The organism is Paracoccus sp. (in: a-proteobacteria) (genome assembly GCF_047973135.1).
Taxonomy (GTDB): Bacteria; Pseudomonadota; Alphaproteobacteria; order Rhodobacterales; family Rhodobacteraceae; genus Paracoccus.
On sequence record NZ_JBKEBL010000235.1, the window covers coordinates 1 to 17,038 of the forward strand.

The 17,038-nt window shown below is 64.3% G+C and carries 17 protein-coding genes; 14 read left to right on the forward strand and 3 right to left on the reverse strand.

Going from position 1 to position 17,038, the window contains the following annotated elements:
• Window positions 1-282: prephenate dehydratase domain-containing protein (locus ACK5L9_RS17460; protein WP_416912730.1), on the reverse strand; the 282-nt coding region annotated here is incomplete at its 3' end.
• Window positions 283-398: 116 nt separating this feature from the next.
• Here ACK5L9_RS17460 and ACK5L9_RS17465 point away from each other — a divergent pair.
• From ACK5L9_RS17465 to ACK5L9_RS17505, 9 genes are all read left to right on the forward strand, one after another.
• Window positions 399-935, forward strand: coding sequence for a c-type cytochrome (locus tag ACK5L9_RS17465; RefSeq protein WP_416912731.1), 537 nt, complete (start codon window positions 399-401; stop codon window positions 933-935).
• 149 nt (window positions 936-1,084) lie between these two features.
• Window positions 1,085-2,965: an extracellular solute-binding protein gene (locus ACK5L9_RS17470; RefSeq protein ID WP_416912732.1), complete on the forward strand. Its 1,881-nt coding sequence runs from the start codon at window positions 1,085-1,087 to the stop codon at window positions 2,963-2,965.
• A 105-nt stretch (window positions 2,966-3,070) separates the two neighbouring features.
• A complete protein-coding gene (locus ACK5L9_RS17475) occupies window positions 3,071-4,150 on the forward strand; it encodes a microcin C ABC transporter permease YejB (RefSeq protein ID WP_416912733.1) in 1,080 nt (359 codons plus the stop codon).
• Window positions 4,150-5,253 (forward strand): ABC transporter permease, encoded by a 1,104-nt coding sequence (locus tag ACK5L9_RS17480; RefSeq protein ID WP_416912734.1) that lies wholly within the window; start codon window positions 4,150-4,152, stop codon window positions 5,251-5,253. Before ACK5L9_RS17475 ends, ACK5L9_RS17480 begins: the two co-directional genes overlap by 1 nt.
• On the forward strand, window positions 5,250-6,872 hold the full coding sequence (locus ACK5L9_RS17485; RefSeq protein WP_416912735.1) for an ABC transporter ATP-binding protein: 1,623 nt from the start codon (window positions 5,250-5,252) through the stop codon (window positions 6,870-6,872). The genes ACK5L9_RS17480 and ACK5L9_RS17485 overlap by 4 nt, the downstream gene beginning before the upstream one ends.
• The gene (locus ACK5L9_RS17490; protein ID WP_416912736.1) at window positions 6,869-8,092 is read left to right on the forward strand and encodes a glycosyltransferase; all 1,224 of its coding nucleotides are present in this window, start codon (window positions 6,869-6,871) and stop codon (window positions 8,090-8,092) included. The genes ACK5L9_RS17485 and ACK5L9_RS17490 overlap by 4 nt, the downstream gene beginning before the upstream one ends.
• A gap of 30 nt (window positions 8,093-8,122) precedes the next feature.
• Entirely contained in the window at window positions 8,123-9,517 is a 1,395-nt protein-coding gene (gene cysS, locus ACK5L9_RS17495; RefSeq protein ID WP_416912737.1) for a cysteine--tRNA ligase, read from the forward strand.
• A gap of 24 nt (window positions 9,518-9,541) precedes the next feature.
• A complete protein-coding gene (cimA, locus tag ACK5L9_RS17500) occupies window positions 9,542-11,161 on the forward strand; it encodes a citramalate synthase (protein WP_416912738.1) in 1,620 nt (539 codons plus the stop codon).
• Window positions 11,158-11,928, forward strand: coding sequence for a squalene/phytoene synthase family protein (locus ACK5L9_RS17505; RefSeq protein ID WP_416912739.1), 771 nt, complete (start codon window positions 11,158-11,160; stop codon window positions 11,926-11,928). The genes cimA and ACK5L9_RS17505 overlap by 4 nt, the downstream gene beginning before the upstream one ends.
• A 12-nt stretch (window positions 11,929-11,940) precedes the next feature.
• Here the strand turns inward: ACK5L9_RS17505 and ACK5L9_RS17510 are convergent, their stop codons facing one another.
• Both ACK5L9_RS17510 and ACK5L9_RS17515 read right to left on the reverse strand, forming a co-directional pair.
• On the reverse strand, window positions 11,941-12,510 hold the full coding sequence (locus ACK5L9_RS17510; protein ID WP_416912740.1) for a retropepsin-like aspartic protease family protein: 570 nt from the start codon (window positions 12,508-12,510) through the stop codon (window positions 11,941-11,943).
• Complete coding sequence (locus ACK5L9_RS17515; protein ID WP_416912741.1) at window positions 12,510-13,127, reverse strand: MarC family protein; 618 nt, start codon at window positions 13,125-13,127, stop codon at window positions 12,510-12,512. The genes ACK5L9_RS17510 and ACK5L9_RS17515 overlap by 1 nt, the downstream gene beginning before the upstream one ends.
• A gap of 153 nt (window positions 13,128-13,280) precedes the next feature.
• Here ACK5L9_RS17515 and ACK5L9_RS17520 point away from each other — a divergent pair, with 153 nt between their 5' ends.
• The 5 genes from ACK5L9_RS17520 to ACK5L9_RS17540 are packed head-to-tail and all read left to right on the forward strand — an operon-like array spanning window position 13,281 to window position 17,013.
• Complete coding sequence (locus tag ACK5L9_RS17520; RefSeq protein ID WP_416912742.1) at window positions 13,281-13,514, forward strand: twin-arginine translocase TatA/TatE family subunit; 234 nt, start codon at window positions 13,281-13,283, stop codon at window positions 13,512-13,514.
• A 19-nt stretch (window positions 13,515-13,533) separates the two neighbouring features.
• The gene (gene tatB, locus ACK5L9_RS17525) at window positions 13,534-13,998 is read left to right on the forward strand and encodes a Sec-independent protein translocase protein TatB (RefSeq protein WP_416912743.1); all 465 of its coding nucleotides are present in this window, start codon (window positions 13,534-13,536) and stop codon (window positions 13,996-13,998) included.
• A 1-nt stretch (window position 13,999) separates the two neighbouring features.
• Window positions 14,000-14,854, forward strand: coding sequence for a twin-arginine translocase subunit TatC (tatC, locus tag ACK5L9_RS17530; RefSeq protein WP_416912744.1), 855 nt, complete (start codon window positions 14,000-14,002; stop codon window positions 14,852-14,854).
• Window positions 14,855-14,858: 4 nt separating this feature from the next.
• Window positions 14,859-15,707: an ATP-binding protein gene (locus ACK5L9_RS17535; RefSeq protein ID WP_416912745.1), complete on the forward strand. Its 849-nt coding sequence runs from the start codon at window positions 14,859-14,861 to the stop codon at window positions 15,705-15,707.
• Between the two features lie 37 nt (window positions 15,708-15,744).
• Window positions 15,745-17,013, forward strand: coding sequence for a short-chain fatty acyl-CoA regulator family protein (locus ACK5L9_RS17540; protein WP_416912746.1), 1,269 nt, complete (start codon window positions 15,745-15,747; stop codon window positions 17,011-17,013).
• The last annotated feature ends 25 nt before the right edge of the window (window positions 17,014-17,038 follow it).

Sequence of the window (17,038 nt, forward strand, 5' to 3'; positions counted from 1 at the left end):
CACGCCGGGCAGGGCCATCAGGCTGATATGGACCCGTACGAAGGCCTCGTCGACGATATGCAGGCCGGATTCGGGCAGCAGGCGGTGAATGTCGGCCACGCGCCCATAGGTCGAGTTCTCGACCGGCACCATCGCCAGATCGGCGCGGCCTTCTCGAACCGCCGCGATGACATCCTCGAATGCCGGGCAGGGCAGCGGCTCCATTCCGGGCCGCGCATTGCGACAGGCTTCGTGGCTGTAGGCGCCGGGTTCGCCCTGGAAGGCGATGCGGTTCGTCGTCATGGGGTCGCACTGTCCGAATTTTGAATGTCGGCAAGGTAACTATACCTTGATCCCGGAAAGCGAAAGCGGATAGATACCGGGCCAATTGACGTGCTTACCAGACGGGGATCGCCGCGATGTTCGACACCATGACCGTGACCAAGGCCGCCGGCGCGCTGATCGGGGCGCTGCTGTTTCTGATGCTGGCCAACTGGGCGTCCAGCGGCCTCTATCATGTCGGCCCGGCCGGTCATGGCGGCGAGGGCGAGGAACACGCCCAAGCCTACACGATTCCCGTCGAGGAAAGCGCCGGCAGCGACGCCGAGCAGACGGAACAGATCGATTTCGGCGCGTTGCTGGCCGCTGCCGATCCCGCCAAGGGCGAAAAGGATTTCGGCAAGTGCAAGGCCTGCCACAAGCTCGACGGCGGCGACGCGACCGGCCCGCATCTGAACGGCATCGTCGGCCGCCCGGTCGCCTCGGTCTCGGGCTTCAGCTATTCGGATGCCATGCACGCCCATGCCGGCGAGGCGCCGAACTGGACCCCCGAGGCGTTGCAGGAATTCCTGACCAACCCGAAAGGCGTCGTGAAGGGCACGAAGATGTCCTTCGCCGGCCTGAAAAAGCCCGAGGACCGCGCCGACCTGATCGCCTTCCTGCAATCGCAGCAGTAACGGCACCCTCGTCGTGGAATGCGGAAAGGCGCGGCACCGGCCGCGCCTTTCTTCGTTCGAGGCGGTCCGGCGCTCACGAAATCGCGGCTTGATCCCGCGCGGCCCGCTGGCCTAGCGTGACGCGAACATCCCTTCGCCGGAGCCTGACGATGCGTCCCGCCGCCCTGATCGCCGCCCTGTCCCTTGCCATGGCCGCGCTGCCCGCCCTGTCGCAGGAGACGGCGGATACCGAAAGCGGCGGGGGCGACGGCAAGATCATCAGGTCGTATGGCATCGGCGTGTTCGACGAACTCAGGCTTCCTGCCGATTTCGATCACCTGCCCTATGTCTATCCCGACGCGCCCAAGGGCGGCGAGATATCCGAGGCGATCCCGAACTCCACCGGTTTCGACAACTATAACCCCTTCACCTTCCGCGGCCGTGCGGCGGTGCTGTCCACCGTGATGCTGGAATCGATCCTCGCCGGCACGGCGGACGAGATCGGGTCGGCCTATTGTCTGCTGTGCGAAAGCCTCGAATATCCCGAAAACCGCGACTGGGCGATCTTCCATCTGCGCCCCGAGGTGAAATTCAGCGACGGCACGCCCCTGACCGCGCAGGACGTGCTGTTCAGCTATGAGACCATGCGCGACAAGGGGCTGTCCTCGTTCCGCGTGGTGATCGCCCAGCAGGTCGAGAAGGCCGAGGTGATCGACGACCGCACGATCAAATTCACCTTCAAGCCCGATTATCCGCGCCGCGACGTGATCCAGTCGGTCGGCGGGCTGCCGGTTTTCAGCCGCAAGGATTTTGCCGACAACCAGCGCGATCTGGAACAGCCGATGGGCAAGGCGCTGGTCGGGTCCGGTCCCTACATGTTCGAAAGCGCCGATATCAACCGTCGCGTGACCTATCGGCGCAACCCCGATTACTGGGGCGCGGATCTGCCGATCAACAGGGGGCGCTACAATTTCGACCGCATCCGGTTCGAGTATTTTTCGGATTACGACGCCGCGTTCGAGGCGTTCAAGGCCGGCGAATACGCGTTCCGGCGCGAGGTCAGCAGCATCATCTGGGCGACGCGCTATGACTTTCCGGCGCTGAACAGCGGCTGGGTCGTCAAGGAGACGCTGCCCGACGGCAATATCGCCTCGGGGCAGGCCTGGGTGCTGAACCTGCGCCGGCCGGATTTTCAGGATATCCGGGTGCGCGAGGCGATCGGGCTGATGTTCAATTTCGAATGGTCCGACGATTCGCTGTTCTACGGGCTTTACGACCGTGTCAGCAGCTTCTGGGACAACAGCGATCTGGCCGCGACCGGCACACCGTCCCAGGCGGAGCTGGATCTGCTGACCCCGGTGGCAGGCGATCTGCCCGAGGGTATCCTGACCGACGAGGCGGTGATGTCCCCCGTCAGCGGCAAACGGCAGCTTGACCGTGGCAATGCGCGCAAGGCGGCGGCGCTGCTGGACGCGGCGGGCTGGACGGTCGGCAGCGACGGCATGCGACGCAACGCCGGGGGACGGACCCTGAAGCTGGAGATCCTGAACGACAGCCAGACCTTCGACCGGGTCATCAACCCCTGGGTCGAGAACCTGCGTGCCATCGGCGTCGACGCAAGAAATGTCCGCGTCGACAATGCGGAATACGAAAACCGTTCCCGCAGCCACGATTTCGACGTGATCTCGGATCATCTCGGGCAGGATGCGATTCCCGGCTCGGGATTGCAGCAGTATTTCGGCTCGGCCAATGTCGGGGATGTGTTCAACGCTATGGGGCTGGCCAATCCCGCCATCGACGCGCTGATCCCGGCCGTCGAAAAGGCCGGCAGCCATGCCGAACTGCTGACCGCGACCCATGCGCTTGACCGCGCGCTGCGCAGCCTGCATTTCTGGGTGCCGCAATGGTACAACGCCTACAACCTCGTGGCCTATTACGATCAGTATGGCCGCCCGGAAACGCTGCCGCCCTATCAACTGGGCGAGCTGGATTTCTGGTGGTATGACGAGGCGAAGGCCCGGAACCTGCGTGACCAGGGCGCGCTGCGCTAGGGCAACCGGCTTGATTTCCGGGGCCGGATTGCCGACAAGGCAAGACAATCGAACAGGGCCGCATAAGGTCCGTTGGCCCCGAGGGGCGGGCAGAAGGACAGGCGGATGGGTGCCTACATCCTGCGGCGGCTGCTGCTGATCATCCCCACGCTGATCGGCATCATGCTGGTCAATTTCACGCTGACGCAATTCGTGCCGGGCGGTCCGATCGAACAGATCGCCGCGCAGTTGCAGGGCGAGGGCGATGTGTTCCGCAATATTGCGGGCGGCGGGAACGAGGCTGGCGGCGGCGCGGTTGACGAACAATATCAGGGTGCGCGTGGCCTGCCGCCCGAATTCATCGCCCAGCTTGAGAAGGAATTTGGCTTTGACAAGCCACCGGTCGAACGGTTCCTGACGATGCTGGGGAATTATCTGCGCTTCGATTTCGGGACAAGCTGGTTCCGCTCGATCAGCGTGGTCGATCTGGTGGTCGAAAAGATGCCGGTGTCGATCACTCTGGGGCTGTGGTCCACGCTGCTGGCCTATATCATCTCGATTCCGCTTGGGATCCGCAAGGCTGTGCGCGACGGTACGCGCTTTGACACCTGGACCTCGGGTATCATCATCATGGCCTATGCGATCCCGGCCTTTCTGTTCGCGGTGCTGCTGATGGTGCTGTTCGCGGGCGGCAGTTACTGGAAGATATTTCCTCTGCGCGGGTTGACCAGCGACAATTTCGCCGATCTGTCCACATGGGGCCAGATCAAGGACTACGCCTGGCACGTCACGCTGCCGGTCGTGGCCTCGACGATTTCCAGTTTTGCGACGCTGACCCTGCTGACCAAGAACAGCTTTCTGGACGAGATCAACAAGCAATATGTGATGACAGCGCGCGCCAAGGGGCTGACGGAACGCCGCGTCCTTTACGGCCATGTCTTCCGCAACGCCATGCTGATCGTCATCGCGGGTTTTCCGGCGATGTTTCTGGGCGTGTTCTTCGGCGCGTCGATCCTGATCGAGACGATCTTTTCGCTGGACGGTTTGGGCCGGCTGGGCTTTGAGGCCGCTGTGCAGCGCGACTATCCGGTGATTTTCGGCACGCTTTACGTCTTTGGCCTGATGAGCCTGATTGTCGGCATCCTGTCGGATCTGATGTATGTCGTTGTCGATCCGCGCATCGACTTTGAATCGAGGGCCGGCTGATGGCGATTTCGGAACTGAACCGCCGCCGCTGGCGCAATTTCCGCCACAATCGCCGCGCCTTCTGGTCGCTGGTGATCTTTGTCGTGCTGTTCGTCGTGGCGATGCTGGCCGAGGTGGTGGCCAATGACAAACCCGTCGTCGTCAGCTATCGCGGCGATCTGTATTTCCCGGCCTACAGGTTTTATCCCGAAACCGCGTTTGGCGGCGATTTCGGGACCGAGGCGATCTATCGCGACGAGGCGGTGCAATGCCTGATCGTCACCGGCGGACGCGATGCGTGCTGGGACGATCCCTACACGCTGATTCAGGCGGTGCAGGACGGCAGCAGCGATGTGCCCAGGGCAGAGCAGGGCTGGATGATCTGGCCACCTGTTCCCTTTCACTTCAAGACGATCAACAATGTCGGAACCGCGCCAAGCGCGCCCGACAAGGATCACTGGCTGGGCACCGACGATACCGCGCGCGATGTGCTGGCCCGTGTGATCTATGGGTTCCGCACGTCGATCCTGTTCACGCTGATCGTGACGGTCGTGGCCTCGACCATCGGCATCGCCGCGGGGGCCATTCAGGGCTATTTCGGCGGGCGCACCGACCTGATCTTTCAGCGCGTGCTGGAGATATGGGCCTCGACGCCCAGCCTGTACGTGATCATCATCCTGTTCGCGATCCTTGGCCGCAGCTTCTGGCTGCTGGTTTTCGTCACGATCCTGTTTGGCTGGCCCGCGCTGGTCGGCGTGGTCCGGGCCGAGTTTCTGCGGGCGCGGAATTTCGAATATGTCCGCGCCGCCCGCGCGCTTGGGGTATCCGACCGCAAGATCATGTTCCGCCACATCCTGCCCAACGCCATGGTCGCGACGCTGACCATGCTGCCTTTCGTGGTGACGGGAACGATCAGCGGGCTGGCGGCGCTGGATTATCTGGGCTATGGCCTGCCCGCCTCTGCGCCCTCGCTTGGGGAACTGGCCTTGCAGGCCAAGCAGAACCTTCAGGCGCCCTGGCTGGCTTTTACCGCCTTTTTCACCTTTGCAATCATGCTGTCCCTGCTGGTCTTCGTCTTTGAAGGCGTGCGCGATGCCTTTGACCCACGGAAGACCTTCAAATGAGTGTTGCGCCCGATCTGAACCCGCCCGATGCCGTACTGGAGGTGCGCGACCTTCGGATCGCCTTTCAGCACGAGGGTCGGTTGCTTCCGGCCGTCAAGGGTGTCAGTTTCTGCATCGGCAAGGGCGAGACTGTGGCGCTGGTCGGCGAATCCGGTTCCGGCAAGTCGGTGACGGCGCTGTCCACCGTGCAGTTGCTGGGCGATGCCGCGATGGTCGAGGGCAGCGTCCGCTATGAGGGGCGCGAGATGGTCGGCGCGCCCGACCGCGTATTGCGCGAAATTCGCGGCAATGACATCAGCTTCATCTTTCAAGAGCCGATGACCTCGCTGAACCCGCTGCACACGCTGGACCGGCAATTGGGCGAAAGCCTTGCGCTGCATCAGGGGCTGACTGGCGCGGCGGCACGGGCGCGGATCGTCGATCTGCTGACGCGGGTGGGCATCCGCGATCCTGAAAGCCGGCTGGCCGATTATCCGCATCAACTGTCCGGCGGGCAGCGGCAGCGGGTGATGATCGCCATGGCGCTGGCCAATGGGCCGGACCTGCTGATCGCCGATGAACCGACGACGGCGCTGGATGTGACGATTCAGGCGCAGATCCTTGACCTGTTGGCGGAACTGAAGGCCTCGGAAGGGCTGTCGATGCTGTTCATCAGTCACGATCTTGGCATCGTGCGCCGCATCGCCGACCGGGTTTGCGTGATGAAAGATGGCGAGATCGTCGAACAGGGTCCGGTGCAGGCGATCTTTGCGAACCCGCAGCACGATTACACCAAAAAGCTGCTGGCGGCAGAACCCGGCGGCGAGGCCGGGCCGGTGGCAGAGGATGCCGAAACCGTGGTCGAGACACAGGATCTGAAGATCTGGTTTCCGATCCAGCGCGGCTTGCTACGCAGGACGGTGGGGCATGTCAAGGCTGTGAATGGCGCAAGCCTGGCTGTCCGCGCGGGCGAGACATTGGGCATCGTCGGCGAATCGGGCAGCGGCAAGACCACACTGGCCCTTGCCATCATGCGGCTGATCGACAGTGACGGGCCGATCCTGTTCATGAGGCAGGATATTTCCGGTTGGGGCAGCAGACAGTTGCGCAGGCTGCGCCGCGACATGCAGATCGTCTTTCAGGATCCCTTTGGCAGCCTGTCGCCCCGGATGACCATCGAACAGATCATCGCCGAGGGATTGGGCGTTCACGGCGTCGAACCGGGTCGCGACCGGCGCGGCATGGTGACAGAGATCATGGCCGAGGTCGGGCTGAACCCCGATCTGATGCACCGCTATCCGCATGAATTTTCCGGTGGCCAGCGACAGCGCATCGCCATCGCCCGCGCCATGATCCTGAGGCCAAAGGTTGTGGTGCTGGACGAACCCACCTCGGCGCTGGACATGACGGTTCAGGTGCAGATCGTCCAGCTTTTACGCGGGCTTCAGGCGAAATACGGGCTGACCTTCCTGTTCATCAGCCACGATTTGCGCGTGGTGCGGGCCATGTCGCATCAGATCATGGTCATGCGCGCGGGCGAGGTGGTCGAACACGGGCCTGCCGCCGCTATTTTCGACAATCCCCAAACGGATTATACCCGAACCTTGCTGGAGGCGGCCTTTCGCGACCATCACCGATGAAGATATTGTTCGTGCATCAGAATTTCCCCGGCCAGTTCCCGCATCTGGCCCCTGCGCTGGAAAAGCGCGGGCATCAGGTTCTGGCCTTGACGGACGAAAAGAACCGCCGGCCCAGTCCGGTCAGGACGGTGCGCTACAAGGCACCCGTGCCGGTCAAGACCAATGGCGTTCTGGGTCGCACCTATTCCGATCACGCCGAACGGGGCCTGCTGGCGGCGCGCGGCGCGCGGGCTCTGCGCGACCGGCACGGCTTTGCCCCCGATGTCATCATCGGGCATTCCGGCTGGGGCGAGACGCTGTTTCTCAAGGAAATCTGGCCCGAGGCAAAGCTGCTGGTCTATGCGGAACTGCTGTACCGGACGCGGGGCGAGGATGTGGGCTTTGACAGCGAGATCAGCCCCGGCACCGATGACGGCCGGTTTCTGACTGTCACCCGATCCGCGCATCTGATCCAGGGCATCGTGCAGGCCGACGCGGCCATCGCGCCGACACGCTATCAGGCGGAAAGCTTTCCGCCGGAACTGCGCGGCAAGATCACGGTGATCCATGATGGTATCGATACCGACCGCGTCTGCCCCGATCCGGGCGCAAGCCTGACCCTGCCCGGTGGCCGGCAGGTCGGGGCGGGGGATGAGGTGATCAGCTATGTCTCGCGCTCGCTTGAACCCTATCGCGGCTTTCATGTCTTTATGCGCGCCCTGCCCGAGGTACTGGCGGCACGACCGGATGCGCAGGTGGTGCTGGTCGGCGGGGACGGGGTCAGCTATGGCGGCGCGCCCAAGGACGGGCGCAACTGGCGGCAGGTGATGCTGGGCGAACTGGGAGACAGGCTGGATCTGTCGCGGGTGCATTTCCTGGGCCGCGTGCCCTATGACGCCTATCTGTCGCTGATCCGGCTGGCGCGGGTGCATTGCTATCTGACCTATCCCTTCGTCCTGTCATGGTCGCTGACCGAGGCGATGGGGGCGGGGGCCTATGTCGTGGCATCGGACACGGCACCTGTGCGCGAACTGATCCGTGACGGGCAGAATGGTCGGCTGGTGCCGTTTTTCGACATATCCGCGCTATCGGCGGCGCTGATCCGGGGGCTGAAGGGCGACCCCGATGCCCCGCACCTGCGCGCGGCGGCGCGGCAGACGATTCTGGACGGCTATGACCTGCATCGCCACAGCCTGCCCCGGCAGATCGAATGGGTGGAAAGCTTTGCGCCGATGCGTTAAGCCCCTGTGACTTTGTGACAGAGGCGCATCATGGTCGAGATCAGGTTGACGAATACCCGTACGCGGCGGAAAGAGGTTTTCACGCCGCTGGACGCCCGGAATATCCGGCTGTATCTGTGCGGACCGACCGTCTATGACCGCGCCCATCTGGGCAATGCCCGTCCGGTGCTGGTCTTTGACGTGCTGGTGCGGCTGCTGCGTCATGTCTATGGTGCCGGTCATGTGACATATGCGCGCAACATCACCGATGTGGATGACAAGATCAACGCCGAGGCGCAGCGCCGCAAGGCCCTGGGCAGCAAGCTGACGCTTGAGGAACTGATCGCCGAAAGGGCCGATGAAACGGTCGCCTGGTATCGGGCCGATATGGCCGGACTGGGTGCAGACAGCCCTGATCACGAACCCCGCGCCACAGAATATATCGCCCAGATGATCGCGATGACCGAAACCCTGATCGCGCGCGGCCATGCCTATGCGGCCGAGGGACATGTGCTGTTCGACGTGCGGTCCTATCCGGAATACGGACGGCTGTCGGGCCGGTCGGTCGATGACATGATCGCCGGCGCGCGGGTCGAGGTCGCGCCCTTCAAACGCGATCCGATGGATTTCGTGCTGTGGAAACCCTCGGATGCCGATCTGCCGGGCTGGGACAGTCCCTGGGGGCGGGGGCGGCCGGGCTGGCATATCGAATGCTCGGCCATGTCGGCAGCGTTGCTGGGGGAAAGCTTTGACATTCATGGCGGCGGGATCGACCTGCAATTTCCCCATCACGAAAATGAGATCGCGCAAAGCTGCTGCGCCCATCCCGAGGCGTCTTTTGCGCAGGTCTGGCTGCATAACGAGATGTTGCAGGTCGAGGGAAAGAAGATGTCCAAATCCCTGGGCAATTTCTTCACCGTCCGCGATCTGCTGGACCGTGGCGTGCCGGGAGAGGTGATCCGCTTCGTGATGCTGTCCACGCATTACCGCAAGCCGATGGACTGGACCGAGGCCAAGGCGGCAGAGGCCGAAGCGGTGCTTCGGCGGTGGCGTGGGCTCGGGGCGGGCCTCGAGCCCGCCCCGAGCCCGGCACCCGCCGTCATCGCCGCGCTGGCCGACGACCTGAACACCGCGGGTGCCATTGCGGCGCTGCACGAGCTGGCGGGCCGGGGCGATGTGGCGGGGTTGCTGGCTTCGGCCCGCATGCTGGGGCTGCTGCGGTCCGACATGGGCGATTGGGCCGAGGCGGGTGAGGATGCTGCCGCAATGATCGAGTCGCTGCTGGCGGCGCGGGCCGAGGCGCGCATGGCCCGCGACTTCGCCCGTGCCGATGCCATCCGCGATGCCTTTGCCGCCGCCGGGGTCGAGGTCAAGGACACGGCAGGGGGGGCGGAATGGAGCCTTGCCGCCGGTTTCGACGCAGAACGCCTGAAGGGCGTGATCTGAGCCTCTGAAGGACAAACAAGCCTTATGACCGAACGCCTTTACCTTTACGACACCACGTTGCGCGACGGGCAGCAGACGCAGGGCGTGGATTTCTCGGCCGCCGAAAAGGCCGAGATCGCGCGGCTGCTGGACAGTCTGGGACTGGATTACATCGAAGGTGGCTGGCCCGGCGCCAATCCTACCGACAGCGAATTTTTTGCCAATGCGCCCGAGACCCGCGCCACCATGACCGCCTTCGGGATGACCAAACGCTCGGGTCGGTCGGCCGCGAATGACGATGTGCTGGCGGGGGTGATGAATGCGGGTACGGCGGCGGTCTGTCTGGTCGGCAAATCCCACGAACTGCATGTGCGCGAGGCATTGGGGATTCCCCTGGACGAGAACCTTGCCAATATCCGCGACTCGATTGCGCATGTCGTCGCGCAGGGCCGCGAGGCACTGTTCGATGCCGAGCATTTCTTTGATGGCTGGACGGTGGATCCCGGCTATGCCTTGGCCTGTCTGCGCGCAGCGCATGAGGCGGGTGCGCGCTGGATCGTGCTGTGCGACACGAATGGCGGGACGCTGCCTGCTGAAATCGGCCGAATCGTGGGCGATGTGATCGCGGCGGGGATACCGGGCGAACAGTTGGGCATTCACTGCCATGACGATACCGGCACTGCCGTTGCCGGGTCGCTGGCCGCCATTGACGCGGGCGTGAGGCAGGTGCAGGGAACGCTGAACGGGCTGGGGGAACGTTGCGGCAATGCCGATCTGGTCAGCCTGATCCCGACGCTTCTGTTGAAGGAACCCTATGCCAGCCGCTATGAAACCGGTGTTCCGGCGCAGGCGCTGACGGGGCTGACCGGGCTGTCGCACCGACTGGACGAGATCCTGAACCGCATGCCGCGCCGGGGCGCGCCCTATGTCGGCGGCTCGGCCTTTGTGCACAAGGCGGGGCTGCATGCCAGCGCGATCCTGAAGAACCCGGCCACCTATGAACATGTCGATCCGGCGGTGGTCGGCAATGCGCGCATCATCCCGATGTCCAATCAGGCCGGGCAGTCCAATCTGCGCGCCCGGCTGGCGGCGGCGGGATTGCAGGTGGCGGCGGGCGATCCGGCGCTGGGGCGGATCCTCGATCTGGTCAAGGCGCGCGAGGATGAGGGTTATGCCTATGACAGTGCGCAGGCCAGTTTCGAGATTCTGGCGCGGCGCGAGCTGGGGCAATTGCCGAAATTCTTCCAGATCGACCGTTTTCGCGTCATTGTCGAGCGGCGGCAAGACGGGCATGGCGGGCATCTGTCCGTGTCCGAGGCGGTGGTGGTGTTGCGCGTGGGCGACCGGCGCATGTTGTCGGTCAGCGAAAGCCTGGGTAACGAGGGCGGCGACCGGGGGCCGGTCAACGCGCTGTGGCGGGCGCTGGTCAAGGATCTGGGCCCCTATCAGGCCGTTATCGACGAAATGCAACTGGTCGATTTCCGGGTGCGGATTACGCAGGGCGGTACCGATGCGGTCACGCGGGTGATCATCGACAGTGCCGACCGGCAGGGGCGGACATGGTCCACGGTCGGGGTTTCGGCCAATATCGTCGATGCCAGCTTTGATGCGCTGATCGATGCGATTACGTGGAAGCTGATCCGCGACGGCGTGACCCCGGCATGACGCTGGCCGCCTGCACAGATGCGATCCGGCAGCAGGATCCTGACCGCTTTGGCGCGGTTCTGGTCGCGCCCTCGGAACATCGCCCGGCCCTGATCACGCTTTATGCGCTGAATCTGGAAATCGCCCGCGCACCGTTTCAGTCGGCGGAACCGATGCTGGCCGAGATGCGCCTGCAATGGTGGATTGACCGCCTGGCCGGGATGGGGCAGGGCACGGCACCGCCTCTGCACGACGTTCTGACGCCGCTATGGGACATCTGGGGCGTCAAGGCGGCAAAGTTGGCCGGTCTGGCCGAGGCGCGGCGGCGCGATTGCGCGCGCGAGCCCTTTGCCTCGCCGGAAGATGTGGCCGGCTATATCGACGGGACGACGGGGGCGCTGATGTGGATCGCGGCGCAGCGCCTTGGGGCACCCGTCGCCACGCGCGGCATGGTGGCCGATCATGCGCGGGGCGCGGGGCTGGCCGCATGGCTGCGCGCCCTGCCGCGTCTGCAACCGCTTGGGCTGGGGCTGCGCGGCACCCGGCCCGAGGAGGCAGTAGATCTTGCCGATCTTGCACTGGATTCGCTGCGCATGGCGGCGCGTGCGCATCGGTCGGTGCCGAAAACGGCGGCAGCGGCGCTGTATCCCGGTCCGCGTATTCCGCGTCTGTTGCGCGAAATCCGCAGGGGAAATATCGATCCTTTCACCGACACGCCCGAAATCTCGCCGTTTCAGCGGCGGGCATCGTTGGCGCGGCTGGCGCTTACGGGCCGCTGGTGGCGCTGAGCGCGGGGAATGTCAGCGTTCAAGCACCATCAGATCGCCCTCGAAACCGACCCGCGCAAAGCGGCGCAGATATGACATCCCCAGCAACGAGCCGTCCAGTTCGCCGCCGATGACCACGGCGGGGACGTTGTAATCCACGATATCGCCGATGGCGAATTCGTCGATCGAGACATTGGCTGTCCGGACCTCGCCATTGGCTGTCACGCTGGTGCCCAGATAGGCCAGATTGTCGGGGTCAAGGCCGACGCGGCGCGCATCGTCGGGACCAAGTGCGATGGTCGAGGCTCCGGTATCGACCAGAAAGCGGACGGGTTCGCCGTTCAGTTCGGCAGTCAGGCTGAAATGGCCATCGCGGCCCATGGGGATCTCGATCCGACCGCCTTCGGTGACGCGCTGACGATTGCCGTCCTGACCCAGCCACAGATTGGCCGCAAAGACCGTGCCGGCAAAGATCACCGCCCACAGCGCCAATTGCCGCAGGGCCGGACTGCCGCGCCGCGTCACTTCCAGCAGGACGCCGCCGCCGATGACCAGAAGCAGCAGCCCGTAATAGATGAGGGCCGCCCAGTCGAACTCAGCCATCAGAACAACCCCGACCCTTTCAGCCCGTCGATCACGAACTGGATCGACAGCGCCGCCAGCAGCATGCCCAGCAGTCGGGTGATCACCATGACGCCCGTGCGCCCCAGTGCCCGCGCCAGAGGCGTCGCCAGGTGGAACAGCATCAGCGCGACGGCCAGCACCGCCAGCATGACCAGATGCACCATCACAATATGCCCGATGCCGCTTTTCTGCCCGACCAGCAGAATCATCGTCGCCATCGCGCCCGGCCCGGCCAGCAGTGGCGTGGCCAGCGGAAAAACCGACGGGTCGTGATCGGGCAGGTCGGCATGACCCTGACCCTCGCGCCGCTCGGTCCGGCGTTCGAACAGCATGTCCATCGCGGTCAGGAACAGCAGCAGCCCGCCCGCGATGCGGAAGGCCGGGATCGAAATACCGATCCCCGACAGAATCGCATCGCCCGCCAACCCGAACAGTGTCAGCAGGATTGCCGCGATGCAGACCGAACGCAGGGCGATGGCGGCGCGCGCGGGGCCGCTGTGATGGGGGGTCAGCGCGATGAATATGGGGGCCAGGCCAATCGGGTCGATGACCACGAACAGCGTCACGAAGGCGGTGATGTACAACGACGGATCCATGCCCCCTTATCGCCTGCCAGCGAAACCGTGCCAAGCGGTCTTGATCGGGTTGGACAAAGCGCCTCTGCGCTGCAATCGGGCTTTGCATTCCCGTGCCGGAATCCCTAAATATGCCACGCGGGCGGTCGTGCCTGCCCGGCAAGGGAGTCGTCTATGCTGAACAATATTGGCCGTCCCGGCCTTCTTCTGATTGCTGTCGTCGTGCTGGTGCTGTTCGGGCGCGGCAAGATTTCGTCCCTGATGGGCGAGGTCGGCAAGGGTATCACCGCCTTCAAGAAAGGCGTCAAGGACGGCACTGATGAGATCGAGAAAGCAGCGGATGAATCGCGCGATGTGCCGGGTGACAAGGCCCGTGACGTGACGCCTTCTTCCTCTGACCGTAGCTGATCGCGAAAGGGCGCGGCCCATGCTGGACATCGGCTGGAGCGAGCTTTTGCTGATCGGGATCGTGGCGCTGATCGTGATCGGCCCCAAGGATCTGCCACATCTGTTTCATTCGCTGGGGCGCTTTACCGCCAAGGCGCGTCGGATGGCGCGCGAGTTTTCTTCGGCCATGGAGGATGCGGCAAAGGGCTCGGGTCTGGACGAGGCCGCGAACAGCCTGCGCGAGGTGAAATCCCTGACCTCGAAAAAATCGCTTGGCCTTGACGCACTTGAGCGTGCGGCAGACCGGTTCGAGAAATGGGATCCGAAAATTCCCGACGGCAATGCGCGTCCGAAACAGGATCCGGCATCGCCGCCCGAACCGGAACCCGCTCAGGTCACGGATGACCCGGCCCCCGCCCCGGTGCCTGAACCTGCCGCCGATGGGGCCGCCTCCGGCAAGCGTCGGCTGCATGCGGTGCGCCGCGCGGATATGAAAGACCAGTGAATTGGCCAGCAACACCCAATCCGAAGACGAGATCGACGAAAGTTCGGCCCCGCTGATCGAGCATCTGGCCGAGCTGCGCACCCGGATCATCTGGTCGCTGCTGGCCTTTGTCGCGGCGATGGTTGCCTGTTACGGCTTTTGGAAACCGGTCTATAATTTCCTGACCCAGCCCATCTGCGGCGCGCTGGCCGCGCGCGGGCAGGATTGCCAGTTGCAGATCATCAAGCTGCAAGAGGGTTTTTTCACCGCCATCAATATCTCGTTCTTTGGCGGGTTCGTTCTGGCCTTTCCGATCATCGGCTATCAGTTGTGGCGGTTTGTCGCGCCGGGGCTTTATCGCAGTGAAAAGCAGGCGTTCATGCCCTTCCTGCTTGCCTCGCCGATCATGTTCGCTGTGGGCGCATCCTTTGCCTATTTCGTCATTCTGCCAATGGCTTACGATTTTTTCCTTGGTTTTCAGCAAGGTCCGGTCGTTGCCACGAAGGACGAAGTGACCGAGGCGGGCAAGCATGTCGCGGGCATCGCCTTTCAGGGGTCGATGCAGGAATATCTGGGGCTGACACTGAAATTCCTGCTGGCCTTTGGTCTCAGCTTTCAGCTTCCGGTGTTGCTGACGCTGATGGGTAAGGCGGGGCTGGTTTCCGCAGCCGGTCTGGGATCGGTGCGCAAATACGCGGTGGTGGCGATTCTGGTGTTGGCGGCCATTGCGACGCCGCCGGATGTGGTCAGTCAGGTAGTGCTGTTTTCGGTGATCTATGGGCTTTACGAAGTCTCGATCCAGCTTGTCCGCCGCATCGAACGCAGGCGCGAGGCGGAATTGCGGGCCGAAGGTCTGTGGGTGGACGACGAGGACTGAGGGTATGTCGCAAAACAGCGAGGCGCTGGAACGCATCGCCGCCGCGCTGGAACGGCTGGCTCCGCCGCCCGCGCCGGTGCCCGGCTTTTCCGAGGCCACGGCCTATGTCTGGCACCCCGATCCAGACCGGCTGGAACCGGTGCCCACGGTCAACCGCGTCGATCTGGTGCAATTGATCGGCATCGACCGGGCCAAGGACATTCTGCTGGCCAATACGCTGCAATTCGCGCGCGGGTTCGGGGCGAATAACGCGTTGCTGTGGGGCGCGCGGGGGATGGGCAAGTCGTCGCTGGTCAAGGCCGTCCATGCCGAGGCCGCCGCGCAGGGCCTGCCTTTGGTTCTGGTCGAGATTGCGCGCGAGGATCTGGGCTCGGTCGGGCGGCTGCTGGCCATTCTGGGACGGGCCACGGACCGGCGCTTTCTGCTGTTTTCCGACGATCTGTCCTTCAGCCATGACGACACGCAATATAAATCGCTGAAGGCGGTGCTGGATGGCGGGATCAGCGGGCGTCCCGCGAATGTGATTCTCTATGCGACATCGAACCGGCGTCACCTGATGCCGCGCGACATGATCGACAATGAACGCTCGACCGCGATCCATCCGGGCGAGGCGGTCGAGGAAAAGGTCTCGTTGTCGGACCGTTTCGGGCTGTGGCTGGGGTTCCACCCCTGTTCGCAGGACGAATATCTGGCGATGGTGCGCGGCTATTGCGATGCTTTTGGTCTGGTGATTTCCGACGAAGACCTGCGCGCCGGGGCGATCGAATGGCAGGCGACGCGGGGAGGGCGCTCGGGCCGGGTCGCGTGGCAGTATTTTACCGATCTGGCGGGACGTCACGGTATTGCGGTATAGGCTTGCGTGACCGGGGCTTGCGCTGTTTCATCTGCATATGAACCCGCGCGGTGCCACCCATATCCTGACCGGAACCCGAATCCGCGAACGCCGCCTTGCGCTGTCACGGCGACAGGCGGATGTGGCGCGCGAGGTCGGGATCTCGCCTGCCTATCTGAACCTGATCGAACATAACCGTCGTCCGGTGGGGGCCGATCTGGTCACGCGGCTGGCCGAGGTGTTGCAGGTACCTGCGGACGAACTGGCCTCGGGGCGGCAAGAGGCGCGGATTTCGGCACTGCGCGAGGCGGCGGCACGGGCACCATCGCCGGCGGGCGATGCCGCGCCCGAAGTGGCGCAGGCCCCGGAATTTCTGGCGCGGTTTCCCGGTTGGGCGGGCGCGATGATCGCGACGGGGCGGCGTGCCGACGCGCTGGAACGGCAACTGGTCAACCTGTCTGACCGGATGACGCAGGACCCCTATCTGCTGACGACGCTGCACGAGGTTCTGTCGGCCGTGACCTCGCTGCGCTCGACCGCATCGATTCTGGCCGATGAACGCGAAATTCCCGACGAATGGCGGCACCGCTTTCACGCCAATCTGGCCGAGGACAGCCTGCGCCTGTCCACGACCGCGCAGGCGCTGGTCGCCTATCTGGACAGTTTCGAGGCTGAGGGCGGGATTTTCACTCCGCAGGAAGAGGTCGAGGGCTGGATGGCGGCGGGCATGGCCCCGATCGACGAAGCGCCCGATCTGGCCTCGGACGCGGCGCGGGCGCTGGCACGTGATCATCTTGCGCGCATGCAGGCGGAACAGGCGGCACTGCCTGATGCCGCACTGGCCGGGGCTGCGGCCGGGGGTGATCCTCTGCGCATCTCGGCACGTCTGGACGCGCCGCTGGATCTGGTGATGCGGCGGCTGGCGGCGCTGCGTCCCGCCGGGTTCGAGACGGCAGGGCTGCTGGTCTGCGACGGCTCGGGCGCGCTGACGCTGCGCAGGCCCGCGCCGGGCTTTCCGTTGCCGCGCCCCGGCGATGCCTGCCCGCTTTGGCCATTGTTTCAGGCATTGGCCGCGCCCCAGACGGCGATCAGCGCAAGGGTCAGGACGCCGCAGGGGGACGAGTTTGTCACGCTCAGCTATGCGACCCGCAGTCAGCCGCAGGGTATCGACGGCCCGGTCCTGACCCGCGCGCAGATGCTGATTCAGCCCGCCGAAACCGCCGCCGTGACGGGCGGGCCGCTGATCAATATCGGTCCGTCATGCCGGATCTGTCCACGTTCCGATTGCGCGGCGCGGCGTGAACCCTCGATCCTGTCACCGCTATGAACCTTCCGGGGCTTTCCCATCCGGC